General features: G+C 66.3%; 21 protein-coding genes and 1 tRNA gene. 13 read left to right on the top strand and 9 right to left on the bottom strand.

The window, feature by feature from the left end:
- Positions 1-63: 63 nt before the first annotated feature.
- Positions 64-1632 carry a flavin monoamine oxidase family protein gene (locus tag AC1DSD_RS20945; protein ID WP_478032808.1) on the bottom strand — a complete coding sequence of 523 codons (1569 nt, stop codon included), beginning with the start codon at positions 1630-1632 and terminating at the stop codon, positions 64-66.
- Positions 1633-1715: 83 nt separating this feature from the next.
- On the opposite strand from AC1DSD_RS20945, the gene hisC reads away from it, so the two are divergent.
- Together hisC and AC1DSD_RS20935 are read left to right on the top strand one after the other, a co-directional pair.
- Positions 1716-2816 carry a histidinol-phosphate transaminase gene (gene hisC / locus AC1DSD_RS20940; protein ID WP_478032806.1) on the top strand — a complete coding sequence of 367 codons (1101 nt, stop codon included), beginning with the start codon at positions 1716-1718 and terminating at the stop codon, positions 2814-2816.
- A 121-nt stretch (positions 2817-2937) separates the two neighbouring features.
- Entirely contained in the window at positions 2938-3846 is a 909-nt protein-coding gene (locus tag AC1DSD_RS20935) for a prephenate/arogenate dehydrogenase family protein (RefSeq protein ID WP_478032804.1), read from the top strand.
- 122 nt (positions 3847-3968) lie between these two features.
- On the opposite strand, the gene AC1DSD_RS20930 is transcribed toward AC1DSD_RS20935, so the two are convergent.
- The 4 genes from AC1DSD_RS20930 to ftsE are packed head-to-tail and all read right to left on the bottom strand — an operon-like array spanning position 3969 to position 6802.
- Positions 3969-4658 (bottom strand): lysophospholipid acyltransferase family protein, encoded by a 690-nt coding sequence (locus AC1DSD_RS20930; protein WP_478032802.1) that lies wholly within the window; start codon positions 4656-4658, stop codon positions 3969-3971.
- A 10-nt stretch (positions 4659-4668) separates the two neighbouring features.
- Complete coding sequence (locus AC1DSD_RS20925; RefSeq protein WP_478032800.1) at positions 4669-5205, bottom strand: YdcF family protein; 537 nt, start codon at positions 5203-5205, stop codon at positions 4669-4671.
- Entirely contained in the window at positions 5202-6095 is an 894-nt protein-coding gene (locus AC1DSD_RS20920; protein ID WP_478032799.1) for a cell division protein FtsX, read from the bottom strand. Before AC1DSD_RS20920 ends, AC1DSD_RS20925 begins: the two co-directional genes overlap by 4 nt.
- The gene (ftsE, locus tag AC1DSD_RS20915; RefSeq protein WP_478032797.1) at positions 6092-6802 is read right to left on the bottom strand and encodes a cell division ATP-binding protein FtsE; all 711 of its coding nucleotides are present in this window, start codon (positions 6800-6802) and stop codon (positions 6092-6094) included. The genes AC1DSD_RS20920 and ftsE overlap by 4 nt, the downstream gene beginning before the upstream one ends.
- A 164-nt stretch (positions 6803-6966) precedes the next feature.
- Between ftsE and AC1DSD_RS20910 the strand changes: the two genes are divergently transcribed.
- The 4 genes from AC1DSD_RS20910 (at position 6967) to AC1DSD_RS20895 (ending at position 11534) form a co-directional block, all read left to right on the top strand.
- Entirely contained in the window at positions 6967-7683 is a 717-nt protein-coding gene (locus AC1DSD_RS20910) for a zinc-ribbon domain-containing protein (RefSeq protein WP_478032796.1), read from the top strand.
- A 338-nt stretch (positions 7684-8021) separates the two neighbouring features.
- A tRNA-Leu gene (locus AC1DSD_RS20905) sits at positions 8022-8108 on the top strand.
- Positions 8109-8726: 618 nt separating this feature from the next.
- Positions 8727-9548, top strand: a complete 822-nt coding sequence (locus tag AC1DSD_RS20900) for an alpha/beta hydrolase (protein ID WP_478032794.1) — start codon at positions 8727-8729, stop codon at positions 9546-9548.
- Between the two features lie 66 nt (positions 9549-9614).
- A complete protein-coding gene (locus AC1DSD_RS20895; protein ID WP_478032792.1) occupies positions 9615-11534 on the top strand; it encodes an NPCBM/NEW2 domain-containing protein in 1920 nt (639 codons plus the stop codon).
- Between the two features lie 212 nt (positions 11535-11746).
- On the opposite strand, the gene AC1DSD_RS20890 is transcribed toward AC1DSD_RS20895, so the two are convergent.
- From AC1DSD_RS20890 to AC1DSD_RS20875, 4 genes are all read right to left on the bottom strand, one after another.
- On the bottom strand, positions 11747-13069 hold the full coding sequence (locus AC1DSD_RS20890) for an MFS transporter (RefSeq protein WP_478032791.1): 1323 nt from the start codon (positions 13067-13069) through the stop codon (positions 11747-11749).
- A 28-nt stretch (positions 13070-13097) separates the two neighbouring features.
- Positions 13098-13892, bottom strand: a complete 795-nt coding sequence (locus AC1DSD_RS20885; RefSeq protein ID WP_478032789.1) for a 2-keto-4-pentenoate hydratase — start codon at positions 13890-13892, stop codon at positions 13098-13100.
- 85 nt (positions 13893-13977) lie between these two features.
- Complete coding sequence (locus tag AC1DSD_RS20880) at positions 13978-15411, bottom strand: mannitol dehydrogenase family protein (protein WP_478032787.1); 1434 nt, start codon at positions 15409-15411, stop codon at positions 13978-13980.
- Positions 15408-16886, bottom strand: coding sequence for a UxaA family hydrolase (locus AC1DSD_RS20875; protein ID WP_478032785.1), 1479 nt, complete (start codon positions 16884-16886; stop codon positions 15408-15410). Before AC1DSD_RS20875 ends, AC1DSD_RS20880 begins: the two co-directional genes overlap by 4 nt.
- 96 nt (positions 16887-16982) lie before the next feature.
- Here AC1DSD_RS20875 and AC1DSD_RS20870 point away from each other — a divergent pair, with 96 nt between their 5' ends.
- From AC1DSD_RS20870 to AC1DSD_RS20840, 7 genes are all read left to right on the top strand, one after another.
- Positions 16983-18017, top strand: coding sequence for a LacI family DNA-binding transcriptional regulator (locus AC1DSD_RS20870; RefSeq protein ID WP_478032853.1), 1035 nt, complete (start codon positions 16983-16985; stop codon positions 18015-18017).
- Between the two features lie 83 nt (positions 18018-18100).
- The gene (gene uxaC / locus AC1DSD_RS20865) at positions 18101-19543 is read left to right on the top strand and encodes a glucuronate isomerase (protein WP_478032783.1); all 1443 of its coding nucleotides are present in this window, start codon (positions 18101-18103) and stop codon (positions 19541-19543) included.
- Between the two features lie 18 nt (positions 19544-19561).
- Positions 19562-20404 (top strand): 5-dehydro-4-deoxy-D-glucuronate isomerase, encoded by an 843-nt coding sequence (gene kduI, locus AC1DSD_RS20860; RefSeq protein WP_478032781.1) that lies wholly within the window; start codon positions 19562-19564, stop codon positions 20402-20404.
- Between the two features lie 206 nt (positions 20405-20610).
- A complete protein-coding gene (gene kduD, locus AC1DSD_RS20855) occupies positions 20611-21366 on the top strand; it encodes a 2-dehydro-3-deoxy-D-gluconate 5-dehydrogenase KduD (RefSeq protein ID WP_478032779.1) in 756 nt (251 codons plus the stop codon).
- Positions 21367-21504: 138 nt separating this feature from the next.
- Positions 21505-22512, top strand: a complete 1008-nt coding sequence (locus tag AC1DSD_RS20850) for a sugar kinase (protein WP_478032778.1) — start codon at positions 21505-21507, stop codon at positions 22510-22512.
- Positions 22499-24070, top strand: coding sequence for a carboxylesterase/lipase family protein (locus AC1DSD_RS20845; protein ID WP_478032777.1), 1572 nt, complete (start codon positions 22499-22501; stop codon positions 24068-24070). Before AC1DSD_RS20850 ends, AC1DSD_RS20845 begins: the two co-directional genes overlap by 14 nt.
- 1 nt (position 24071) lies before the next feature.
- Positions 24072-25085 (top strand): alpha/beta hydrolase, encoded by a 1014-nt coding sequence (locus tag AC1DSD_RS20840; RefSeq protein ID WP_478032775.1) that lies wholly within the window; start codon positions 24072-24074, stop codon positions 25083-25085.
- The last annotated feature ends 154 nt before the right edge of the window (positions 25086-25239 follow it).

The following is a 25239-nucleotide window of genomic DNA, read 5'->3' as shown; positions in this document are numbered from 1 at the left end:
TGGGGTGACGATCAGGCTTTCATCCCAATAGCCCGTCACTCAGCAAAGCTTGGAAGGATTTAACTACCCCATTCTTCTCGCAGGCGCCCGGGCGGCGATCACCGATTGCGCCGCCAGCCGTCCGGTCTGCGCGCCGCCGTTCATGTAACCGGGATAGGCATCCGACAGATGCTCGCCCGCGAAATGCACCGGTCCGGCCCCCATCGGGGTCGAGGCGATGCCGTCGGTTTCGGTCCAGATCAAATCGGCGAACTTGGTCAATTGCCCCGGGCGGAAATTGACATACGCGCCCATCGAGAAGGGATCGAGATGCCAGTTGGTGCGGCGGACAATCGTGCCGGTCGCAGCCCCCATCCCCTTCACGCCGCTTTCCGTCAGCCGCGCGAGCTTGAGCGCCAGCGCGCGCGGATCGGCCTGGTCGGCGGCGAGCACTTCGTCGCCCCCGGTGAACCACGTCCACACGCTGCCCGGCCCCGCGGCCGGACGCACGCCACCGTCCCAGCCGAGCGATGCGCCGGCGTCGTGGTCGGTCTGCCAGATTTCACCGCCCCGCCCGATCGACTTTTCCCATGGCCGCGCAATGGTCACGGCCTGGACCTTGCCGTTCTTGCCCAGCCCGACCTCGCCAATGAACTGGCGCCACAAAGGCGGCAGCGGCACGCCATAGGCAATCCGGCTCATGATCGAGGCAGGCGTGGTGACGATCACTGCCGACGCGTCGATCCTTTCGCCATTGGAGAAGACCACGCGCGCGCCGCTTGCCGACGGGTCGATCCGCACCGCGCGACGATAGGTGGTGATGCGGCTCGCCAGTCGCGCCGCCATCGCCTCGATCAAGGACGAACTGCCCCCCGCCATCAGATAGCGTTCGTCGCTGCGCGACAGCACGTCGATCCGCCGCCCGTCGATCGTCGGCAGGTTGAACACCAATTCGATCGCCGAGGCCTGGGCCGGCTCGCAGCCATATTCGGTGCGCGCGGTCGCTTCCATCAGGCGGCGCACCCAGGGCTCGGGGATCAGCCGGGCATATTTGTCGAGATAGGAGGTGAACGACATCCGATCGAGTTCGGCCGCCACCTTGGCGTAATTCTGGTCGAGCCGCACCGAATCGGCATCGATCTGGCCGGCAATGCCGCGCAGGCCAGCGACCAATTTGCCTTCGGGCACTTCACGCGCGCCGTCGAGGATCATCGCGCGATGCTGGCCGGCCTTGCGGTCGATCAGCGGCACGCCGAATTCGCGGCAGAGCGCGTGCATGTCGGCATGGTCGGTATTGACCAATTGCCCGCCAATCTCGATCGACGGCACGCCTTTGGCCCTGGCGGTGTACATCCGCCCGCCGAGCCGGGTGCGCGCTTCGTAAAGCCGCGCATCGACTCCCGATTTGGTCAAATGCCACAAAGCGGTCAGCCCGGCGATGCCGCCGCCGATGATGACCACCGGCGCGCTGCTCGCAGCCGCGCGGGCGGGGCGCGGCAAAGCCGCAGCCGCCGCCGTCGCCGCCAGCGCGAGCAGCACTTGCCGTCGGGTCTGCCCGTCGCTGCCAGGCACGGGTGTCGCCTCGCCGCGCTCGCGCAGAGTCTCCCGCCGCGCCGCCTCGAGCGCCTGCCAGAATGCCGTCGGTCCCCGCATCCGCCTTCCCCCTGGTCCTGCTGCATAGCGGCTGGGGACTGATCTTGCCAAGGCGACAGGGCCCTGCGCATAGGCCAGTCATCATGAGCGCTCCTGAACCCAAGCCCTGGATCATGGCGATCGCGCCTTATATCCCCGGGCGATCGACCACCGATGACGGCCGCAAGGTCGCCAAGCTTTCGTCGAACGAGAACCCCTTGGGCACCTCGCCCAAGGCGCGTGAAGCGTTCCTGTCGGCGGCGAGCCGTCTCGAACGCTATCCCGATGCCAGCGGAACCGAATTGCGCGACGTGCTTGCCGACAAATACGGGCTCGATCCGGCGCGGATCATCTATGGCAACGGCTCGGACGAAGTGCTCCACCTCGCCGCCGGTGCGTTCGCCGGGCCGGGCGACGAGGTCATCTTCGTGCATTACGGCTTCGCGGTGTATGAAATCGCGGCGCGGCGCGTCGGCGCGGTGCCGGTGATCGCGCCCGATCGCGATTATGCCACCGATGTCGACGCGATCCTGGCCTGCGTCACCGAGCGCACCAAGATCGTCTATATCGCCAATCCCAACAACCCGACCGGCACCTACGCGACCAAGGAAGAGATCGCCCGGCTGCACGCCGGCCTGCGCCCCGATATCCTGCTCGTGCTCGACCACGCTTATGCCGAATATATCGAGGGCGATGCCGAGGATGGCGGGATGGCGCTGGCCGAGACCGCGCCCAACGTTCTCGTCACGCGCACCTTCTCCAAGATGTACGGGCTCGCCGCCGAGCGGATCGGCTGGGGCTATGCCTCGCCTGCGATCATCGAGGCGATGCACCGTATCCGCCTGCCTTTCTCGATCACCATCGCCGGCACCGCGGCTGCGATCGCGGCGTTGGGCGACACCGAGTTCGTCGAGCACACCCGGGCGCACAATGCCAAATGGCGCGCCTGGTTCTCGCAGGAGATCGCTCAGCTCGGCAATGCGGGGCTGCGCGCCGTACCGAGCCAAGCCAATTTCGTGCTGGTGCTGTTCGAGGGCAAATTGACCGCCGAGGCCGCCTATAAGGGCCTGATGGACGCCGGCTATATCGTCCGCTGGCTGCCCGGCCAGGGACTGCCGCATGGATTGCGCATTACGGTGGGGACCGAAGACGAGACGCGGGGTGTCGCTACGGCATTGCGCGCGATGGTCGGGAAGGCCGGCTGATGCCGAATGTACGACAGACCCTCACCCTTCCCACCGCCTTCGGCGGCGGGCCCCTTCCCTCTCCCGCATGCGGGAGAGGGAGGGAGGCGCGAAGCGCCGGAAGGGTGAGGGTCTGATTGCCATGCTGCCTTTCTCCCGCGTCACCATCATCGGATTGGGCCTGATCGGCTCGTCGATCGCACGCGCGATCAAGGCCGACATGCCGACCGTGCGCGTCACCGGGCACGATATGGATCCGCAAGTCCGCGAAACGTCGCGCGCGCTCGGTTTCTGCGACGATGTCGCCGACACTGCCGGCGCCGCGGTGACCGATGCCGACCTGGTGATCTTCTGCGTCCCGGTCGGCGCGATGGCCGCGGCGGCGGAAGCGATCGCCGATGACCTTCCCGCCGATGCGATCGTCAGCGACGTCGGCTCGTCCAAGGGGACCGTGCTCGCGGCACTGAGCGCCGCGCTCCCCGGCGCGACCATCGTTCCCGCTCACCCCGTAGCGGGCACCGAGCGATCGGGCCCCGAGGCCGGTTTCGCGACCCTGTTCCACGGCCGCTGGTGCATCCTGACCCCGCCCGAGGGCGCCGATCCCGCAGCGGTCGAGCGCGTCGCCGAATTCTGGCGACGGCTGGGCGCCGAGATCGAGATGATGGATGCGCAGCACCATGACCGCGTGCTGGCGATCACCAGCCATTTGCCGCATCTGATCGCTTATACGATCGTCGGCACCGCGTCGGACATGGAGGAAGTCACCCGGTCCGAAGTGATCAAATATTCGGCCGGCGGTTTTCGCGACTTCACCCGTATCGCGGCGTCGGACCCGACGATGTGGCGCGACGTGTTCCTGAGCAACCGCGAGGCGGTGCTCGACATGCTGCAGCGCTTCACCGAGGATCTGACCTCGCTCCAGCGCGCGATCCGCTGGGGCAAGGGCGACGAATTGTTCGACCTGTTCACGCGTACCCGCGCGATCCGCCGCTCGATCATCGACCAGGGCCAGGACGACGCCGCGCCGGACTTCGGGCGGCAGCACGATTGATCCTCTTCGTCACCCCGGCCTTGTGCCGGGGTCCAAGGTGCCTGCAGCGCGGAATTTCAACCTCTTGCTTTACGCCTGCCTCCCGTTGGACCCCGGAACAAGTCCGGGGTGACGATTGGGGTTCAGGCGGGTTCGTCCAGCGTGTTGATTGCCGCATGCACGCGCTTCTCGATCTCCGCGCGCGGCAAGCCCGGCGGGATCGCCTCACCGAAGCGGAACGTCGCCAGCCCGGCGCGCTTCAGCCCGCCCTTCGGCCACAATTTCCCGACATCAGTCGCGATCGGCACCACCGGCAGGCCAAGCATCTTGTAGAGCCCGGCGAACCCCGATTTCAGCTCGGGCTGCTCGCCCGGCTTCACCCTGGTGCCTTCGGGAAAGATCATCACCGACCGCCCGCTCGCCCGCGCCGCCTCGGCCTCCCGCATCAATTGGCGCAGCGCCTTGGAGGATGCAGCGCGATCGACCAGGATCACGCCGTAGCGCTTCGTCGCCCAGCCCCAGATCGGGATGCGCGCGAATTCGCGCCGCATGATCGGTGCCGGCGCGCCGAGTTCGGCCACCAGCTCGAGCGGCTCCATCAGCGACTGGTGCTTGCCGGCATAGAAGACCTGGCCCGACGGCCGTGGCCCTTCGTAACGGACGCGGATGCCGAGCAGCCAGCGCACGCACCAGCGGTGGAATCGCATCCAGGCCAGGGAGTAAGCGATCAGCACGCGCTGCCCGAACAGCGCAGAGAACGGCACCAGCAGCACGATCGGCAGCGACACGCCGTAAAAAACGATCGCGAACGCCACGTTGCGCAACAGAGTCACCGGCGCGCGCTCATTGCCCGAACCCGAGCCACAAGGCGACGCGGCGCAACAGCAGCTTGTTATATTCGACCAGCAGCACGCCCAGTTCGGCATCGCCCTGCACGCCGTCATCGACCACCGTCACGTCGCTGGCCAGCGCCGCATCGAGTTCCATCCGCGCGCGCGCCACATGCCAGTCCGAGGTGACCAGCCGCACCGATTTATAGCCGTGATCGCCCACCCATTTGGCGGTTTCCGCGCCGTTCGAACGCGTGTCGACCGCCTCGTGCCCAAGATCGACGCAACACGCGAAGACGCCCAACGGGACCTTGTACTTGATCGACAAATCGATTGGCCGGACGCCGGGGGCGGCACCGCTGATCAATAGCCTTTTGGCCTGATGTGCGGCGATCAGCGCCAACCCGCGATCGATCCGGCCGGGCGCCCCGGTCGGGACGACGATCGCGTCGGTCTTCATATCCTCCAGCGGCCGCGGCAGGGTCAGCGTGTAAAGGACGAAGCCGAGCAGATAGACCAACGCGACGATGGCGATCAGGCGGCGGATCACTGCACTTGCCTCAGCCGACCGAGCACCGCGATCCGCGCGGCGAGCGTCGCCACTATCGCGAAGATCAGCGGCAACAGCGCGATCAGCACCCAATCGCCCCGCGTCAGCACGCCGCCCGACAGCAATTGCGAGCCGAGGCCGGCCATCTGCCCGGTAACCGCCCAGATCGCCAGCATCGCCGCCAGCGTCCCGATCACGCCGCCGACCATGGTGTCGAGCGCGATTCGCCGCTGGAACAGCCGCGCGACCTGCACGTCGGTCGACCCCAGCATATGGAGGATGGCGATCGTGTCGCGATGCGTCTCCAGCCCCGCGCGCGCCGCGAGCAGCACCACCGCGGTCGTCGCCGCCGCCATCAGCAGGACGAGCACCGCCGCGGCATAGATCATCGTCCGCATGAAATCTGCGACCGGCGACAGCCAGCGCGACTGGCTGTCGACACGCGCGCTCGCCGCAGTGCCACGAACCGCCGCGGCGACGCGCGCCGCGGCCTCTTCGCTCGGTACGCTCAGCGTGACGTCGATCAGCGATGGCAGCGGCACATCGGCGTCGGTCGAGGCATCCCCCAGCCAGGGGCGCAGCAATTCCGTCAATCGTGCCGGGTCGACCGGATCGGCCCGCGATACCGCCGGCATCCCGCGCAACGCCGCCAGCACAATCTGGGTATCGCGATCGCGCACCGCTGGATCGGCTGCGACGACCTGCACCGTCAGGCGCCCGGCAAGCTCGCGATCGAGTGCGCCCGCCGCGTTGATCGTGCCCAGCCCCAGCGCCGCCGCGAGCACGGTCAGGAACAGCATGATCGCCATGATCCAGGTCATCGCGCGCGTGCCGCGGCGGTCGTCGAGCACGCGGCGGTCGGCGGCGGTCGAGAACATCGCCACGCTCATGCGGCGGGTGCCTTGGGCGGGTTGCGCAAGGCGCCGGTCGGATCGAGCAGCCGCCCGGCCTCGATCCGCATCATGTGCGCGTTCTGGATTCGCCCGAGCAGGTGGAAATCGTGCGTCGCCACCACCACTGTCGTGCCGAGCCGGTTGAGCGATTCGAACAGATGCAGCAGCCGCGCCGCCATATCGGGATCGACGTTGCCGGTGGGCTCGTCGGCGACCAGGATTTCGGGCCGCCCGATCACCGCGCGCGCGATCGCGATACGCTGTTGCTCGCCGCCGGAGAGGGTCGGCGGCGGCGCATGGCTGCGTTCCGACAGGCCGACCCAGGCCAGCATCTCGCGCACCGGCGCCTCGACATCGCTCTCGGGCACTCCCGAGAGCCGCAGCGGCAAGGCGATATTGTCGAACGCCGACAGATGCGGGACCAGCCGGAAATCCTGGAACACGACGCCGATCCGCCGCCTGAAGCCCGGCAGGCGCTTGCGCGGCAAGGCGCCGGCATCCTCACCGAACAAGCGGATCACGCCATGGGAGGGGCGCTGGGCGAGGTAGATCAGCTTGAGCAGGGAGGTCTTGCCCGCCCCCGATTGGCCGGTCAGGAAATAGAAGCCGCCCGAGGCAAGCGTGAAGTTGATCGCCGACAAGGTATCGACGTCGCTGGCGGGATAGCGCAGCCCCACATCCTCGAACTGCACGATATTCGCCATGCCGGCGTTTGCTACCCGCTTGTACGCTGCCCCGCCAGCGCCATCGCACGTAACCTGTTCTCGCTTCAAGCCGGGGCGTGCGTATCGGCAGGCTTGCCGCACTGTCCTTGCCCGCTTAGGGTTTGCGACGGGGGCATTTGTGTTGGCCCTTTGCGGACGCCGATATGATCCTCGAATGCAGCGAATGCCATACGCGCTATCTCGTCCCCGACACCGCGATCGGGCCCGAAGGTCGCACCGTGCGCTGCGCCAAATGCAAGCATAGCTGGTTCCAGCAGCCGGAGACGCTCGACCTTTCGGGTGCGGCGGTGGTGGCGCCAGAGCCGGTGCCCCCCGCTCCGCAGCCGATCGCCGCGCCGTCGCCTGCCGAGGCGGCTCCGGGCGCCGACATCGCCCCGGATTATGACGCTTTCGCGCACGAGCCGCCGTTCCGGCCGCGCCGCAACCCTGCCCGATTGTGGACGATCGCCGCGGTGACCGCCGGCGTCGCGATGCTCGCCGCCGCCGTCGCCTTGCTGTTCCTCAACGTCCCCAGCTTCGCGACCTGGCTGGGCATGCCGGCAGGCGGGGGCCAGACGCCGCTGACCTTCGTCAACGTCAAGCAGCCCGACCGGCGCGATCTGCCGACCGGCAGCGAGTTGTTCGCGGTCGGCGGCCAGATCCACAATCCAACCGCCGAGCGCCAGCCGATCCCCGACATCCGGGTCGAATTGTACGACGCGCCCAAGGATGGCCGGATGGTCTATAGCTGGGTGATCAAGCCCGACCAGCCGACCATCGCACCGGGCGGCACAATCGACTTCTACAGCGGCAAGCTCGACGTCCCCGCCAATTCCAAGAACATGAAGCTGAGCTTTTCGAGCAGCGCGACCGGCGGCTGAGAGGCCGTTTGAAAACTCGCGGTAGAGCGAGTTTTAAGACGGTGCCGGCCCGCTCCCCCACCCGGCCTCCCATAGAATACCCTGATTGGGAGGCCGGGTCGGGGCGCATTGGGTCGGCCATGCCCCCGGCATGGCCTGAACAGCGCGGGGCGCTGTTCACCCAATGCGGGCCGGCACCGCGAAATGCGCCCGTGGCGCATTTCCAAATAGATTCTGAAGCGCCTGCGGGTCAGGCGCTGGACGCGCCGCCCGATAAACTCCGGTTGCGTCGCACAGATCGCTTTGCTAGGGGCGCTCGCCTGCCAGCCAGCGGCCCCGTCCGATGGCATCTAACACGTGCGGCCGTGGCGGAACTGGTAGACGCGCAACGTTGAGGTCGTTGTGTCCGAAAGGACGTGGAAGTTCGAGTCTTCTCGGCCGCACCATTCTCCCTCGCAAGAGGTTGAGACTAAAGAGAAAGCCTAGCGCTCTTGGCTGGCTTGACGCTTTCGCTCAGCTGAGCATTACGTTCTCGTTCACCGATATGATTGGCTGGAAGAACTCGGCGACGGCGCGGCCGCGCTTGCGCTGTGACGCGCTATCGAGCGCCACATCGTTTGACACGCCCTCTAATTATGATAGCGCTACCTAAAATGTAGCGCGATTGTTACAAGCTGCGCGCCGCAGGCCATCGAGCGGAGAGGGTCGGAACGAATTGCGGTATCCTTCACCGGCGCGGGGATGGCCCCAGGCAGCGGAATCCACACATTCCGGTCTGTCACGACCACCAGCAACAGCTGCCAGATCGCACAGCCGGCGTTGGATGACCGCGGGCCAGGACTCGTCGCGATGGACGAGCTTCTTTCTTGTCCCCCGGCACTCAAAAAAGGGATTTTCTCATGAGGCTTTCCAGACGCGATCTCGTGGCATCGTCCTTGGCGCTCGCAGGTGCATCCGCGATGGCGTCCGCGAGGGCCGACACGGGAAGCGGACTCCCCGCGACGGGATCAGGCGAGATCATCGAGCTATGGCCGCGTCCGCCCGCCGGCGCTCTGCATTCGGGTATGACCGAAATTGTCGAACAGAGCTCGTCGGACCCGGCCTATAGCAGCCGGCGTATCAAGGGCGTCTCCAGGCCTCGCGTCATCGCTTTCCCGGCGGCCCAACCGAACGGTTCGGCCATGCTGCTCATTCCCGGCGGCGGCTTCGCCTGGAACTATTTCGAGCATGAAGGCTATCGTGTCGCCGACATCCTCAATCGTGCCGGCATTACGTGTTTCGTGCTGATCTATCGCCTGGCTCAGGACGGGTGGAGCAATCCGGCGAGCGTTGGTCCAGCCGACGCTCAGCGCGCGATGCGCGTCATCCGCGCCCGCGCCACGCATTTCCATGTCGACCCCGACCGGGTCGGCGTCATGGGGTTCAGCGCAGGCGGCTTCCTGACCGCCACCCTGACCACGCGGCATTCCGCATCATTCTACGCTCCCGTCGATGCCGCCGACCAATTGAGCGCGCGGCCCTTCCTCACGGCACCGATCTATGCGGTCCAGACGGTCGACCCGGCTTACGCTTATGACGGAGTGGCTCCGTCGCTTTTTGGTGGGTCGCCGACTGCGGCACAAATTCGCGAATGGTCGCCTGATCTGAACGTCACGCCGGCGGCCACACCCGCTTTCCTGGTACATGCCGAAGACGACGGCACCGTGCCCGTGGCCAACTCCGTACGACTGCGCGACGCGATGGTCGCGTCCAAGATTACGGTGGAGACCCATTTGTTCGCCCATGGCGGTCACGGCTTCGGCGTTGGCGGGCGACCGGGCGCACCCGACGGCCTGTGGCTCCCGCTTTTCCTCAATTTCGCACGGCAACAGAAACTCTTTTCGTGAATCCGCCGCGGCAATATCCGTCTAATTACCTATTATAATTTCAAAAAAATCGACAGTGGAGGTGTCATGAAGCGGTTTGTTCGTTGGACGTCCTTCGGCGTTCTGTCGGTATCGCTACTGAACGGAGCAGCTTATGCTTCACCCGATCCACTGGCACCGACCGCTCGCTGGACCGCCGTTACCAACGGACAAGCGGCAACCCCGCCAATGGGTTGGAACTCGTGGAATGCCTTTCACACAGGCGTCACCGAGGCGGGCGTCCTGGATTCCGCCAAGGTAATCGTTGACAGTGGCTTGGCCAGAAAGGGCTATCGCTACATCAACCTCGACGATGGCTGGTGGCTGAAACGGCGCGCGACGGACGGCCGCATGATGGTGCGCACCTCGACCTTTCCCTCCGCGGCCGTTGGCGGACCCGGACAAGGCAGTTTCAAGCCTTTCACCGATCATCTTCACGCCATGGGCCTGAAGGCCGGCATCTATTCGGATATCGGCGCCAACACCTGCTCGCAGGCCTTCGCACCCAATGCACCGAACATGCCCGAGGGTAACGTCGCCGAGCGCGAGGTCGGTCTATACGGTCATATCGATCAGGACATTAAGCTCTATTTCGGCGATTGGGGCTTCGATTACATCAAGGTCGACGGCTGCGGCATCCGTGCCTTCGGCCCCGACAGCCAAGGCGTCAAATCCGGCCAATATCGCGCGCTCGGACCATTGGTCGACATAATGGAAATTCGCCGCACCGACATCTCAGCGGTTCGCGATCTCTACCAGCGGGTTGCCGACGCCCTGCATCGTACCAACCCCGATGGCGACTATGTTTTCTCGATCTGTGCGTGGGGGGCGGCCGACGTGCGCGCCTGGGGCAAAAACGTGGGCAACCTTTCGCGAACCAGCGATGACCTGACACCCAGCTGGACGCGGATGCTGGCCAATTTCGACAGCACGGCCAACCGCGCGCTTTATGCGCATCCCGGTTCGTGGAACGATCCCGACATGCTCTTTGTCGGCCAGGGCGACTTTGACGAGCATCATCTGACCGAAGCGAAATCGCATTTCGCGCTATGGTCGATGCTGTCGGCGCCGCTTTTGATCGGATACGACCTGAGGCACGCGCCGCAATCGCTGATGGATATTTTCGGCAATAACGACATCATCGCGATCGATCAGGATGCCGCGGGAAATCAGGCGGTACTGGCCTATGACACCGATGACGTGCAGATCCTGGTCAAAGTGCTCGGCAATGGCCACAAGGCGGTGGCCGTCTTCAACCGTGGACTCGCGCCCGCTGATGTGACCTTGACGGCCGAGCACATGAAGTTCGCCGGGACCTCCCCGGTTACGCTCAGGAATCTGTGGAGCGGCGCCACGCTTCCCGCCTTTTCCGGCGAATTGAAGCTCCATCTCGACCCGCGTGAGACACTCATCTTCGATGCGGCGGGCACGCGGGCCCTGGCGGATGGCGTCTATCTTTCGGAAATGCCGGGACGGGTGAACCCAGCCGTTGATGGCGTGGTCGTCCCGCAACCGGACCCCACGATCCATCGCATGATCACTCCATGGGGTAGCACCGCCGATACCGGCGAACCGCCCGCTTATACCGGATGGGGCGGTGCGCAGGCCGATGCCACACCCTATCGTCAGGCATTACGTGTCCATGGCGCGATGTACCGAACGGGCCTGGGCGCCCTTTCCAACTCCCGGTTCGAGATCAAGGCGAATGGCGAATTCCGCAGCTTCGTCGCTGATGTCGGCGTCGATGATTCGACATTCGATACCGACGATGTCGTGACCTTCTCCGTCTATGGCGACGGGAAACTGCTGGCGACCTCAACACCGGCGCGTTTTGGCCAAGCCGTGCAGACATTGCGCGCCAAGATTGCCGGCGTGAAGATCGTCGAACTGGTAGCGCGCGGCAAATCCACCAGGAACAAGATGCCGACGGTCGTCACATGGGGCAATGCGGCGATGCTCAGGAACTAGGCGCCCGTCCGAGTAATCGGCTCGAACCGGATTGGAGCGCCCGCTATTGAGCGCGCCCACCCCCTCGTTGGCGGGGGAGGATATGCGTGTCGCGGCCGGTCAAGTGCTCTGGATGCGGCTTCTGGCTTACGGCGCCAAATTGGACCCAGCAACTCCCGCAGCTGGTGTTGATCCAGTCCTTCCAGGGCCGGCACGTGCCGGCCGCGACGGGGTCAGGCCGGCACGTCGACCCGCGCCAGCTTCGGGCTGAGCAGATGCACCACGCCGATCGCGATCAGATAGACGCTGCCGGCGACCGCGAAGATCAGGGTATAACTGTGCGTCGTCTGCAGGATATAGCCGGTGAACTTCGCCATCCCCATGCCGCCGATTGCGCCGACCGTGCCGCCGATCCCGATCACCGACCCCACCGCGGCCCGCGGGAACATGTCCGACGGGATGGTGTAGAGATTGGCCGAGAATGCCTGGTGCGCCGCCGTCGCCAGCCCGACGATCCCGACCGCCAGCCACACGCTGGCGGCATATTGCGCGAAGAAGATCGGCATCACCAGGAAGGCGCAGACCAGCATGGTGAGCTTGCGTGCCGCGTTCGCGCTATAGCCGCGCTTCATCAGGGTCGAGGACGACCAGCCGCCGGCGACGCTGCCGATATCGGAAATCAGGTAAATCGCGACCAGCGGCGGACCGAAGTTCTTGAGATCGAGATGATAGGTCTTGGCGAGGAAATCGGGCGTCCAGAACAGGAACAGCCACCAGATCGGATCGATCAGGAACTTGCCCAAGGCATAGGCCCAGGTTTCGCGATAGCCGAGCAGCTTGAGCCAGCCGATCTTTTGCGGCGGGTCGGCGGGGTCGCTCTCGATATAGGCAAGCTCGGCCGCCGACACGCGTGGCTGCTCGCGTGGACGGCGATAGATCGCGATCCAGGCGACCAGCCAGATCAGGCTGAACACGCCGGTCGAGATAAACGCCATCCGCCAACCGTAGGCCAGCGTGATCATGGGCACGATCAGCGGCGTGATGATCGCGCCGACATTCGATCCGGCATTGAACACACCGGTAGCGAAGGCGCGCTCCTTGGCGGGAAACCATTCGCTGACCGCCTTGAGGCCGGCGGGGAAATTGCCCGATTCACCGACGCCGAGCACGAACCGCGCGCCGTTGAATTGCATCGCCGGCGAAATCATCGTGCCGAACAGCTTGAACGGCCCGGTGATGAGGCCGCACAAGGTGTGGCCGGCGGTCCAGATCACGAACGCGATCGAGTAGCCGATCCGCGCGCCGACCATATCGACGATCTTGCCGAAGCTCAGATAGCCGATCGCATAAGCGACCTGGAACCAGAAGACGATGTCGGCATAGGTGGTTTCGTTCCAGCCCAGTTCGGCTGAAATCGTCGGCTTGAGCACGCCGATCATCTGGCGATCGACATAGTTGATCGCGGTCGCCGCGAAGAGCAGCCCGCAAATCACCCAGCGATAGCGGCCGACCCGCATATCCACCCGTTCGGCGTCCGGCATCCCGGTCGTCGCCATCGTCTCTCTCTCCCTCGAAAGTGACCTCTTAACGGGCCTTGATCGTGCACTCGACCGTCAACCGGTCATCGAATCTCGCCTCGACGCGGTCGCCGATGCGTACCGGGTGTACCCCAGTTACCGCGCCGGTCGATATCCATTGTCCGGCCTCCAGCGCGATACCGCGCGCGGCCATCAGCTCGAACAGGAAACGCGCCGCCCCGAATGGCCCGTCGAGCATCGTCGCGGTCGTGGCCGCGCCGGCACGCTCGCCCTCGATCCATGTTTCGACCGGCCAGGCGTCGAGGTCGATGTCGCGCCAGCCCTCGACCGCCGCGCCGACGATCAGGCCGTTATTGTTGCCAAAATCGGAAATGGTGACTGGCGCGCCGTGATCGTTGATCCCGGGAAACGGCGAACTGGCAATCTCGATCCCGACATGGACCGCATCGATCAGCGCCCGCGCGTCGTCGATCGTATAATGGTGTTTGGCCGGATCGGGCGCGGTGCCGATGCGCAGCAGGAATTCGGCCTCTGCGGCAGCGAAACCGTCCGCGAACACCGGCATCGCGATCGGTGACCCGTCCGCGATGACGACTTGGTCGGTGAAGATCGGACCCGCCAGACGGTCGACCGTGCCGATCGGCGGATTGATCCGCCCGACTTTCCATCCGGCAACCTTGCCCTCGGTCAGCGCCAGCGCGGCGTCCTGCACGGCATAGGCATCGTCGAGCTCGGCCGGCATGTCACCGGGATAATCGGGCAGGGCGTGGCCGTCGCGGCGCGCGCCGACGAACGAGCGCGCAATACGCGTGATATTGTCGACGTTATCGTCTGGCTGCACCGCCGAACCCCTCCTCGCCCTGATGGCTTTCTTCCTGGTCGACTGCGTATGGGAAACCGGTGTCAATGACAAGCCCGGCAACGTGTCAGGCGTGCATCTCGGCTGGAATTTCGCCGCGAAAGGCGGCGTTCGCGGCGGTTTTCAGCAGTGCGACTAGCTCTGCGTCGCCTTCGATCGCGGGCGGAAAGCCCAACCCCTCGTCGATCAGCCCTTCGACCACGCGAGCAGGCGTTTCGGCCAAGGCCAGCGCGGCAAGACGGTCACCCGCCGGATCGATGATTCTGGTACCCGCCCGCGCCCGCTGCATGAGAAAAGCGACCCAGCCGCCCAGCGCCGCGACGACATGGCGCGGCATGCGCCCGGCCGCGCGATTGGCGAGCAAGGTATCGCCGAGCCGATACGGCAGCTTTTGCGACCCGTCCTGCGCGATCTGATCGAGCCGGTGGACGATCGCCGGATTGGCGAAGCGCCGCAGCACCGCATCGGCATAGGTCTGGAGGTCCAGCCCCGGCACCGGGGGCAGCATCGGAATGATATCCTCGCGGATCATCGCATCGACGAAGCGCGCCAGCAGGGGATCGCCGATCGCCTCGGCAACGCTGACATGACCGCGCAGCAACCCGGCATAAGCGAGCGTCGAATGCGCGCCGTTGAGGATCCTGAGCTTGGCGCGCTCATAGCCGCCGACATCGGCGGTGAGGGTCGCGCCGACCGCGCCAAGATCGGGCAGCGCGCCGACATCCTCGATCACCCATTGCGCGAACGCTTCGCGCTGGACCGCGGCGCGATCCTCGACGCCCAACGCCGCCGCGACATCGGCATAGAGCGCGTCGTCGGACGCCGGGGTGATCGAATCGACCATGGTCGACGGCACGGAGATTTCGCCCGCCACCCAATCGCCCAGCGCCGGGTCGAGCCGCCCGGCGAACGCCACCAGCGCAGCATGGAGCTTGGCGCCGTTCGCGGCGAGATTGTCGCACGGCATCGGCACGAATGGCGCGATGCCGCCGGCATGCCGCGCCGCCAGCCCGGCGACGATCCAGCCGATCACGCTCCTCGGCACGGCCGGCCGCGCCAGATCGTGGACGATATCGGGATGGCCGAAATCGAGCGTTCCGTCCGCCGCCAGGCAATAGCCTTTCTCGGTCACCGTGGTGGTGACCAGCCGCGTGTCGGGCGCGGCGAGCAAGGCCAAGGTCCGCGCCGCGTCCTCCGGCCCCAGGAACTCTTTGTGCGCGCCGATCACGCGCAGGCTCGACTCCAGGTCGCGAATGGCGAGCGTGTAAAGCCCGTCCTGCTCCGCCAACGCCTCGATCGTGCCGCGGCTGCGCAGCGACACCGCGGCGATTCCCCAGCGCGGATCCTGGTCGAGCAAGCGGTCGACATACGCGGCCTGGTGCGCGCGATGAAAGGCACCCGGACCGAAATGGACGATCCCCGTCGCGATCGGACCGCGCGTGCGCGGCGCGGATATCCCCATCGGCAGCCCGGCCAGGGCAGCGCGCGACAACCGGGTCACAGGGTCACTCCGCGCTTCCAGATCGCGATTTCGCGCTCGCCATTGCGTTCGGCCGCGGTCGGCTCGCCCGAGGCGATCGCGCAGAGCCGCTCGGTCAGCGCCGCCTCCATCGTCTCGAACCCTCGATCGAGCACCATCCCCGCATCGAAGTCGATCCAGGCCGGCTTGCGCGCGGCGAGATCGCTGTTCGACGATATCTTGATCGTCGGCACCGGAAAGCCGAGCGGCGTGCCGCGCCCCGTCGTGAACAGGATCGCGGTCGCCCCCGCCGCCGCCAAGGCAGTCGACGACACCGCGTCATTGCCCGGCGCTTCGAGCAAAGTAAGCCCGTCCTTGGCGACGCGCTCGCCATAATGGATAACGTCGGCGATCGGCGCGCGGCCCGCTTTCTGCACCGCGCCGAGCGATTTTTCCTCGAGCGTGGTGATGCCGCCGGCAATGTTTCCGGGCGAGGGATTTTCCGACACCGGCTCGCCGTGATCGATGAAATATTGCTTGAAGTCGTTGACCACGCCGACGACGCGGCCAAACACGTCTTCGTCGGCGGCGCGGTTCATCAACATCTGCTCGGCCCCGAATATCTCGGGGATTTCGGTCACGACGACGCGCCCGCCCGACGCCGTGACGCGATCGCTCATCCGGCCGACCAGCGGGTTCGCGGTCAGCCCCGACAAACCGTCCGACCCACCGCATTTGACCCCAAGCACCAGGTCGGCGAGCGTCGCTTCGGTCCGTTCGCATTGTGCCTGCGCGGCCAGTTCCTCGACCAAGGCGACGCCTTCCGCGACCTCGTCGCCGGCCAATTGCGTCGCCAGCGTGCGGATCGCCGGGCGGCGCCATTCGGGAATGGTCTCGACCAGCTTGGCGATCTGGTTGTTCTCGCAGCCCAGGCCGAGGATCAGCACGCCGCCGGCATTGGGATGGCAGGCGAGCGAGGCCAGGATCGCCCGCGTCCCGTCGAGATCCTCGCCGAGCTGCGAACAGCCGAACGGGTGCATGAAGGCGTGGACGCCATCGACTTTGCCGGCCAGCGCCGCCTCCGCCCGCGCGGCGATCCGCTCGGCGGTCCGCGCGACGCAGCCGACCGTCGGCAGCACCCAGATTTCGTTGCGCGTGCCGACCCGCCCGTCGCCGCGGCGATAGCCCTGGAAGGTGGCGTCCCCGGACGCGAGATTGGCGCGCGGCGTCGGCGCATAGGTATAGGCTTGTTGTCCGGCGAGGGCCGTCGCGACATTGTCCGAATGGACGTGTTCACCTGCCGCGATCGACGCAGTCGCGCGCCCGATCGGAAAGCCGTATTTGATCACCGCATCGCCCGCCGCGATCGACGCCAGCGCGATCTTGTGCCCGCGCGGAATCGCCATCGCGGCGGTTACCGGCGCACCATCGGCGACCACCGCCTCACCCGCCGCCGCATCGGCCAGCAAGGTCGCCACATTGTCGTTCGGATCGATCCGAACCGCGTTCGCCGTCATCTTTCGCCTTCTTGAGTAACCGGTGTCAGCTCTGCCCGCCCGGCGGGCCGGAAGCAAGGCTAGCCCAGTAGCGCGCGGCTCGCTATGCCTGTGACGATGGAAAAGACCGGCCAGCCGACGATCAACGATGTCGCGCGCATCGCGGGGGTGTCGAAGAAAACCGTCAGCCGCGTCATCAACCGATCCCCGCTGCTCAACGACGATACGCGCAAGAAGGTCGAGGACGTCATCGGCCAGCTCGGCTACGTCCCCAATCCGCAGGCGCGCGCGCTGGCACTGCGGCGCAATTTCCTGGTCGGGCTGGTCCATGACAATCCCAATGCCCAGACGGTGATGAACGTCCAGCAAGGCATGCTGGAAGCGATCCACGACAGCGAATTCGAAATGGTCGTGCGTCCGGTCGATCGCGGGTCGGCGACGATGCTCGAGGATCTGCGCCTCTTCCTCGAGCGTCAGCGATTGTTCGGCGTGCTGCTGATGCCGCCGATCAGCGAGAATGACGCGGTTGCCAAATTGTGCAGCAATCTCGGCTGCCGCTACGTCCGCATGGGCTCGGCCGAACTCGACACGCCCGAACATATGGTCGCGTCCAACGACCGTGAGGCGGTGCACGAGGCGACGCAATATCTCATCGCCCAGGGCCATCGCCGCATCGGGCTGGTCGCCGGCCCGCACGGCTTCCGCTCGGCACGCGAGCGCCGGCTGGGGTTCGAGGACGCGATGTGCGACGCCGGCATCTCGCTCCCGCGCAGCATGATCGCCGAGGGCAATTATACCTTCGAATCGGGGCTGATCGCGGCCGAGCGCCTGCTCGACGTCGTCCCGCGCCCGACCGCGATCTTCTCGAGCAACGACGAAATGGCGGCGGGCGTGATCCACGCCGCGTGCCAGCGCGGGCTGGTCGTGCCGCGCGATCTGTCGGTGATCGGGTTCGACGACACGCCGATCGCCGCGCATATGTGGCCGCCGCTGACCACCGTGCGCTGGCCGATCGCCTCGATGGCGCGGTCCGCCGCGCTCAAACTGATCACCGGGATCGCCGACAATGACGACGATACGAGCGTCCCGGAACCGTCGATGTTCCTGTCGACCCTGATCCGCCGCGGGTCGGTGTCGCCACCGGTCGATTGAACGCGTCGGGAGCGGTTGAACTATTAGGTGACACCGGTTACCAGAGCCCCGCTCGACAGAAGCGGGGAGGATGGAGAAGGCTGATGGCTGGCACGCTGGAATTACACCCCGATCGTCTGTTTCCCGCCGATCCGGGCACGCGGTCGATCGCCCGCAATCTCTATGCCGCCGTCGCCGATTCGCCGATCGTCAGCCCGCACGGCCATACCGACCCGGCCTGGTTCGCGACTAACGACAAATGGACCGACGCGACCACCTTGTTGCTGTCCCCCGACCATTATCTCTATCGCATGCTCTACAGCCAGGGCGTCGATCTCGACACGCTGGCGATCCCATCGCGCGCCGGCGTGCCCGCGACCGATCCGCGTGCCGCCTGGCGGCTGTTCGCATCGCATTACCATCTATTCCGCGGCACGCCGTCGCGGCTGTGGCTCGATCATGTCTTTTCGGTGGTGTTCGGGATCGACCGGGAACTCGACGCCTCGACCGCCGACACCTATTTCGACGCGATCGGGGAGAAGCTGGCGAGCGACGCCTTCCGTCCGCGCGCGCTGTTCGACCGTTTCCGGATCGATTTCCTGGCGACGACCGAGGGTGCGCAGGACGATCTGTCGCACCATCATGCCATCCGCCGCTCGGGCTGGGGCGGGCGCGTCGTTACCACCTATCGCCCCGACGGCGTGATCGACGTCGAGCATGAGGCATTCAAGCCGGCAATGGCGCGCTTCGCCGAGCTGACCGGCGAGGACGTCTATGACTGGCAGGGCTATCTCGCCGCGCATCGCAAGCGCCGCGCCGATTTTCGTGCGGCCGGGGCCACCGCGACCGACCATGGCCACCCGACCGCGGCGACCGCCAATCTGTCGCCAAGCGAGGCCGAGCGCCTGTTCCGCACCATCGTCACCGGCACCTGGACCCCGGCCGATGCCGAGCTGTTCCGCGCACAGATGCTGACCGAAATGGCGGCGATGTCGGTCGAGGACGGGATGGTGATGCAGATCCACCCCGGCTCCTGCCGCAACCACAATGCCGGGCTGTTCGCCAGCCATGGCCGCGACAAGGGCGCCGACATCCCGACGCGCACCGATTACGTCCATGCGCTGAAGCCGTTGCTCGACCGGTTCGGCAATGAGCGCGATCTGTCGATCATCCTCTTCACGCTCGACGAATCGACCTATGCCCGCGAATTGGCGCCGCTCGCGGGCCATTATCCGTGCCTCAAGCTCGGCCCGAGCTGGTGGTTCCACGACAGCCCCGAAGGGATGCGGCGGTTCCGCGAGATGACCACCGAGACCGCCGGTTTCTACAATACGGTCGGGTTCAACGACGACACCCGCGCTTTCCTGTCGATCCCGGCGCGCCACGATGTCGCGCGCCGCGTCGATTGCGCCTTCCTCGCCCGGCTGGTTGCCGAACATCGCCTCCACGATTGGGAAGCGGCCGAGCTGATCCAGGACCTCACGACCGGCCTGGTGCGCCGGGCTTACAAGATTGACGACCCCCAATTCGCCGCGCGTGCGGCCTGATCCCCGACGGAGAGTTTCATGTTCGACCGTACCTATTACGCCACCCATCCCGATATGATGGAGTGCGTCTCCAATGAGGAATTGCGCGACCGCTATCTGATCCAGGGCCTGTTCCGCGAGGGCGAGTGCGTGCTCAATTACACGCATGCCGACCGCTTCGTGATCGGCGGCGTCGCGGTAGGCGGCGCACCGGTCAAGCTGCCCGCGCAGACCGAGCCGCCCTCGGCCGTCGGTCATCCGTTCCTCGAGCGGCGCGAACTCGCGATCGTCAATGTCGGCACGGTCGACGGCAAGGTCATTGTCGACGGCGAGGAATTCACGCTCGGTAACAAGGACTGCCTGTACGTCACGATGGGCGCGACCGACGTCGAATTCTCCGGCCAGGGCGCGCGTTTCTATCTCGCCTCCTGCCCCGCGCATAAAGCCTTCCAGACGCGCAAGCTCGGGATCGCCGACGCCAATGCGCTCGAGCGCGGCAGCCTGCAGGAATCGAACGAACGCACGATCTTTCAGCTCGTCATCCCGGGTGTGTGCGACAGCGCGCAGCTGGTGATGGGCCTGACCGTGCTCAAGCCGGGCAGCGTGTGGAACACGATGCCGCCGCACATCCATGAGCGCCGCAGCGAGATCTATTTCTATTTCGAGCTCGACAATCTCGACACCGACCGCGTCATGCACTTCATGGGCGAAGGCGAGGCGACCCGGCACATCGTGATGCAGAACGAGGAAGCGGTGATCAGCCCGCCCTGGTCGATCCATATGGGCGCGGGCACCAAGGCCTATGCCTTCATCTGGGCGATGGCCGGCGAGAACCAGGATTATACCGACATGAACGTGCTGGATATCTGCCAGCTGGCGTAACGTGACTTCCCTCCCTGCAAGGGAGGGGCTGGGGGTGGGTGCCGAGCCGCAAGGCTCGGCGTCATCGCCAGCGAGCCGCGCGACGCTCCGCGCCGCGCACCCACCCATTGTCGGGTGGATCATGCTCCCAGCATGATCCAGAAATGTCCGGGGGACATTTCGACCCGATCAATCCCTCCCTTGCAGGGAGGGGAATGGATATGACAATGACCAATCCCTTCGACCTTTCCGGCAAAGTCGCGATCGTCACCGGCGCCAATACCGGCATCGGCCAGGCGATCGCGCTGGCGCTGGCCGAGGCCGGCGCCGATATCGCCGCCGTCGGCCGTACCCCTGCTCAAGAAACGGTCGAGAAAGCGCGCGCATTGGGCCGCCGCGCCGAGATCGTCTCGGCCGATCTGACGACGATCGAACCTGTGCAAAGAATTGTGGACGAAACGGTGGACAAGCTCGGCGGGCTGGACATCCTGGTCAACAATGCCGGCATCATCCGCCGCGCCGACGCGGTCGATTTCACCGAGGAGGATTGGGACGCGGTGGTCGACACCAACCTCAAATCGGTGTTCTTCCTGTGCCAGGCGGCGGGCAGGCACATGATCGCCAATGGCGGCGGCAAGATCATCAACATCGCGTCGATGCTGACCTTTCAGGGCGGCATCCGGGTGCCGAGCTATACCGCGTCGAAGAGCGGGATCGGCGGGCTGACCAAGTTGTTGGCCAACGAATGGGCGTCGAAAGGCATCAACGTCAACGCGATCGCGCCGGGCTATATCGCCACCAACAATACGGCGGCGCTGCAGGCCGACGAAGTGCGCAACAAGTCGATCCTCGACCGCATCCCGGCGGGGCGCTGGGGCGATGCGAGCGACCTGGGCGGGGCGGCCGTATTCCTGGCGAGCCGCGCGGCGGATTATGTCCAGGGGCATATCCTGGCGGTCGACGGCGGGTGGCTGGCGCGGTGATGGTGCTGTGACCGCGTTTCGGTGTCATCGTCACCCCGGGCTTGTCCCGGGGTCCACCGAGCCCCAAACCCTTGCGCCTGCGGCTCCGTGGATGCCGGCACAAGGCCGGCATGACGGTTGGGTTAGAGGGGCAAAGTAATGGGCAAATTCCTGGCCTTCGGCGAAATCATGCTGCGGCTCTCGCCACCGGGCCGCGAACTCCTCCTGCAAACACCCAAGTTCGACGTCTGGGTGGCGGGCGCCGAGGCCAATGTCGCGACCGCGCTCGCCCGGCTCGGTCACGAGGTCGGCTTCGTCAGCGCCGTCCCCGCCAACGATCTCGGCGATTCCGCCATCGCCACCTTGCGCAGCCACGGCATCGACACCAGCGGCATCCAGCGCCGCGGCGACCGGATGGGGCTCTATTTCGTCACCTCGGGCGCCGGCATGCGCGCGACCGAAGTGATCTACGACCGCGCGCATTCGAGCTTCGCCGAGGCGCCCACCGATGCCTGGGATTGGGACGCGCTGCTCGAGGGCGTCGATCGTCTCCATCTGTCAGGCATCACCCCCGCGCTCGGCCCGGTGCCGGCGCAGGCCGCGATCGCCGCGGCCGAGGCCGCCGCGGCGCACGGCATCCCGGTTTCGTTCGACGGCAATTGGCGCGGCAAATTGTGGGAGCGCTGGGACGGCAAGCCGCGCGAGATCCTGTCGCGGCTGGTCGCGCAGGCCGATTTGATGTTCGGTAACCATCGCGACATCGCCTTGCTGCTCGACAAGCCGTTTTCGGGCGATGGCGAGGACCGCCGGCGCGAAGCAGCCGACGCCGCCTTCGCCGCTTTCCCCAAGCTCCAGACGATCGCCTCGACCGCACGGCACACCGAGGATGTCGATCGCCATTTGTTGTCGGCGCGGATCGATACGCGCGACGCGCATGCACAATCGGCCGAGATCACGCTGGCCGGCATCGTCGACCGGATCGGCGGGGGCGATGCGTTCGCGGCGGGCGTCCTCCATGCGCTGCGCAACGGCGGAACCATCGACGATGCCGCGCGCACCGGCTTGGCGCTCACAGCGCTCAAACATTCGCTGCCGGGCGATGCCAGTCTGTTCCGCCAGGCCGATATCGACGCGTACCTAGCAGGGGGTCTGGATGTCCGACGCTGAAGGCTGGAGCCGTCGCACTCTGATCGGCGCCGGCGCCAGCGCCGGGGCGACGATGTTGTTGTCAAGCGCGGCGCGCGCGGTCGCGGCGCCCTATGTGCGCGCGCCGTCGGGCGATTTCGTCGGCGAAAGCGACCGCGGCGTCATTGCCTATCGCGGCATCCGCTACGGCGTCGCGCAACGCTTCCGCGCCCCGGTGCCCTATGCCGCGCGCGGCCAAATGCGGCAGGTGCAGAAATTCGGGCCGGTCTGTCCGCAATCGGGCAAATATCAGCCGCAATCCGAGGATTGCCTCTACCTCAACGTCTGGACCGCCGAGCCAAATCCGGCGGCGAAGAAGCCGGTGATGCTCTATATCCATGGCGGCGCCTATTCGAACGGCAGCGTCACCGATCCGCTCAACGACGGGCACAATCTCGCCGCGCGCGGCGATGTCGTGGTGGTGACGGTCAATCACCGCCTCAACGCATTCGGCTATCTCTATCTCGCGCGGCTCGATCCGCGCTTCGCCGATAGCGGCAATTGCGGCCAGCTCGATCTGATCCTCGCGCTCAAATGGGTGCGCGACAATATCGCGGCGTTCGGCGGCGACCCCAATCGCGTGATGCTGTTCGGCCAGTCGGGCGGTGGCGCCAAGATCGCCACCTTGACCGGCATGCCGGCGGCCAAGGGACTGTTCCATCGCGGGGTGACGATGTCGGGCCAGCAGGTCACCGCCTCCGGCCCGCTCCATGCCACCGACCGCGCGCGCGCCTATCTGCGCAAGCTCGGGGCGAGCGAGCGCGATCTCGGCCCGTTGCTGTCGGCACCGACCGAGAAACTGGTCGAGGCGCTGTCGGCTGACGATCCAGTCCTTGGCGGCGGGATCTATTTCGGCCCGGTGCTCGACATGAAATGGCTCACGCGCCATCCCTTCTGGCCCGACGCCAATCCGCAGGGCCTGTCGATCCCGCTGATCCTGGGCAATGTCCATGACGAAGCGCGCGCGTTCATCGCGCCCGATTCGGACAAGGTGAAGGGCCTGACCTGGGGCAATATGCCCGATCGCCTCGCGCCCGAATTGCGCATCGATGCTTTGCCCGAATGGGTCGTGGCCGAATATCGCAGGCAATTCCCGACCTGGTCGCCGACCGACGTCTTCTACGCCGCAGTCACTGCCGGACGGAGCTGGCGCGGCCAGGTGATCGAGGCGGAGGAGCGCACCCGCGCCGGTGCCCCGGCCTGGGTCTATCAAGTCAATTTCGGCTCGCGCACCGATCCGCGTCGTGGGGCCTTCCATACGATGGATATCCCGCTGGCGTTCGGCACGCTCGGCGCGGCGGGATCGCAGACCGGCACCGGGCTCGACGCGCGCGCGGCGTCGAAAGCGGTGCAGGACAGTTTCGTCGCCTTTGCCAAGACCGGCAATCCCAACCATCCGGGCCTGCCGGTCTGGCCGAAATACGACCTGGCGCGCCGCGCGACGATGGTGTTCGACGTCGACAGCCATATCGAGAACGATCCGCGCAAATGGCAGCGCGAGCTGTTCGCGCGCATTCCCTATATCCAGCCGGGCACCTGACATGACCGAGTTCGACCGCCGCACCGCCTTGTTCGCGACATTGGGCGCGGCGGTGGCGGCGAGCGGCGCAGCAGCGCAGACCGCGCTCCCGGCCGCTCCGGGCAACCTGCCGCTGACTCTGTCGCAGCCCGACGAGACGATCGACCTCTGGCCCAAAGGCGTGCCTGGCATGCCGGCCAAACCGCCGGTCGAGGTCACCACCGAACGCAGCAAGGACACCGCCAAGCTCAACGACCGCGCGGTCGCCGGCGTATCGACGCCGCGCATGGCGGTCTTCCGTCCCGCCAAGCCGAACGGCGCGTCGCTGCTCGTCTTTCCCGGCGGCGGGTACGTGCGGATGGCGATGGACAAGGAAGGCTATGAGATCGGCCGCCTGCTGGCCGCGCGCGGCGTCACCGTGTTCGTCCTGTTCTACCGCCTGCCCGGCGAGGGTTGGGCGAACCGCGCCGACGTGCCGCTGCAGGACGCGCAGCGGGCGATGCGGCTGATCCGGTCGCGCGCCACGAGATACCGGCTCGACCCCGACCGCATTGGCGCGATGGGGTTTTCGGCCGGCGGGCATTTGTGCGCCGACCTCGTGGCGCGGTTCGCGGCGAAGACGTACGAGCCCGTCGACGCCGCCGACGCGCTATCGGCGCGACCGATGATCGCGGCACCGATCTATCCGGTGGTGTCGATGGACCTGTCGGTCGCGCACGCCGGATCGCGCCAGGCGCTGCTCGGTCCCGATCCCTCGCCTGCGCTGATCGCGGCGCACTCGCCCGACCGCAACATCACGTCCGCCTGCCCGCCCTGCTTCCTCTGCGCGGCGGAGGACGACGCGACCGTGCCGGTCGAGAACAGCCTGTTGCTCCACGCAGCATTGCGCGCGGCCAAAGTGCCGGTCGAACTGCATCTGTTCGGCGAAGGCGGACATGGCTTCGGCCTGCGGGGCGTGGTCAGCAAGCCGGCTGCCGCCTGGCCCGAATTGTTCGTCGCATGGGCGAAGAGCCGCGGATGGCTGGGCGCTATTTAGAGCGCGATGACGTGAGTTTGACCCGCCGTGACGGAGCGGATTTTGGCGCAGGGCGAGGAACGAGGAGCGGAGCGATGCAGAATGCATCGTGACCGACGAGAGACGCTGCCCTGCGTCAAAAGGCGCCCGCCGCTTTGCGGTTGCCCGGGCGCGC

This window comes from Sphingomonas sp. P4_D12, from assembly GCF_056401895.1.
Note: the sequence above shows the minus strand (reverse complement) of the source record. Positions and strands in the feature narration are given on the sequence as shown.

What these genes read in the sequence shown, in the direction of transcription:
- AC1DSD_RS20945 (WP_478032808.1), bottom strand. Translation starts at nt 1,632, where the DNA reads ATGCGGGGACCGACGGCATTCTGGCAGGCGCTCGAGGCGGCGCGGCGG.
- hisC (WP_478032806.1), top strand. Translation starts at nt 1,716, where the DNA reads ATGAGCGCTCCTGAACCCAAGCCCTGGATCATGGCGATCGCGCCTTAT.
- AC1DSD_RS20935 (WP_478032804.1), top strand. Translation starts at nt 2,938, where the DNA reads ATGCTGCCTTTCTCCCGCGTCACCATCATCGGATTGGGCCTGATCGGC.
- AC1DSD_RS20920 (WP_478032799.1), bottom strand. Translation starts at nt 6,095, where the DNA reads ATGAGCGTGGCGATGTTCTCGACCGCCGCCGACCGCCGCGTGCTCGAC.
- ftsE (WP_478032797.1), bottom strand. Translation starts at nt 6,802, where the DNA reads ATGGCGAATATCGTGCAGTTCGAGGATGTGGGGCTGCGCTATCCCGCC.
- AC1DSD_RS20910 (WP_478032796.1), top strand. Translation starts at nt 6,967, where the DNA reads ATGATCCTCGAATGCAGCGAATGCCATACGCGCTATCTCGTCCCCGAC.
- AC1DSD_RS20900 (WP_478032794.1), top strand. Translation starts at nt 8,727, where the DNA reads ATGACCGAAATTGTCGAACAGAGCTCGTCGGACCCGGCCTATAGCAGC.
- AC1DSD_RS20895 (WP_478032792.1), top strand. Translation starts at nt 9,615, where the DNA reads ATGAAGCGGTTTGTTCGTTGGACGTCCTTCGGCGTTCTGTCGGTATCG.
- AC1DSD_RS20890 (WP_478032791.1), bottom strand. Translation starts at nt 13,069, where the DNA reads ATGGCGACGACCGGGATGCCGGACGCCGAACGGGTGGATATGCGGGTC.
- AC1DSD_RS20875 (WP_478032785.1), bottom strand. Translation starts at nt 16,886, where the DNA reads ATGACGGCGAACGCGGTTCGGATCGATCCGAACGACAATGTGGCGACC.
- AC1DSD_RS20870 (WP_478032853.1), top strand. Translation starts at nt 16,983, where the DNA reads ATGGAAAAGACCGGCCAGCCGACGATCAACGATGTCGCGCGCATCGCG.
- uxaC (WP_478032783.1), top strand. Translation starts at nt 18,101, where the DNA reads ATGGCTGGCACGCTGGAATTACACCCCGATCGTCTGTTTCCCGCCGAT.
- kduI (WP_478032781.1), top strand. Translation starts at nt 19,562, where the DNA reads ATGTTCGACCGTACCTATTACGCCACCCATCCCGATATGATGGAGTGC.
- kduD (WP_478032779.1), top strand. Translation starts at nt 20,611, where the DNA reads ATGACCAATCCCTTCGACCTTTCCGGCAAAGTCGCGATCGTCACCGGC.
- AC1DSD_RS20850 (WP_478032778.1), top strand. Translation starts at nt 21,505, where the DNA reads ATGGGCAAATTCCTGGCCTTCGGCGAAATCATGCTGCGGCTCTCGCCA.
- AC1DSD_RS20845 (WP_478032777.1), top strand. Translation starts at nt 22,499, where the DNA reads ATGTCCGACGCTGAAGGCTGGAGCCGTCGCACTCTGATCGGCGCCGGC.
- AC1DSD_RS20840 (WP_478032775.1), top strand. Translation starts at nt 24,072, where the DNA reads ATGACCGAGTTCGACCGCCGCACCGCCTTGTTCGCGACATTGGGCGCG.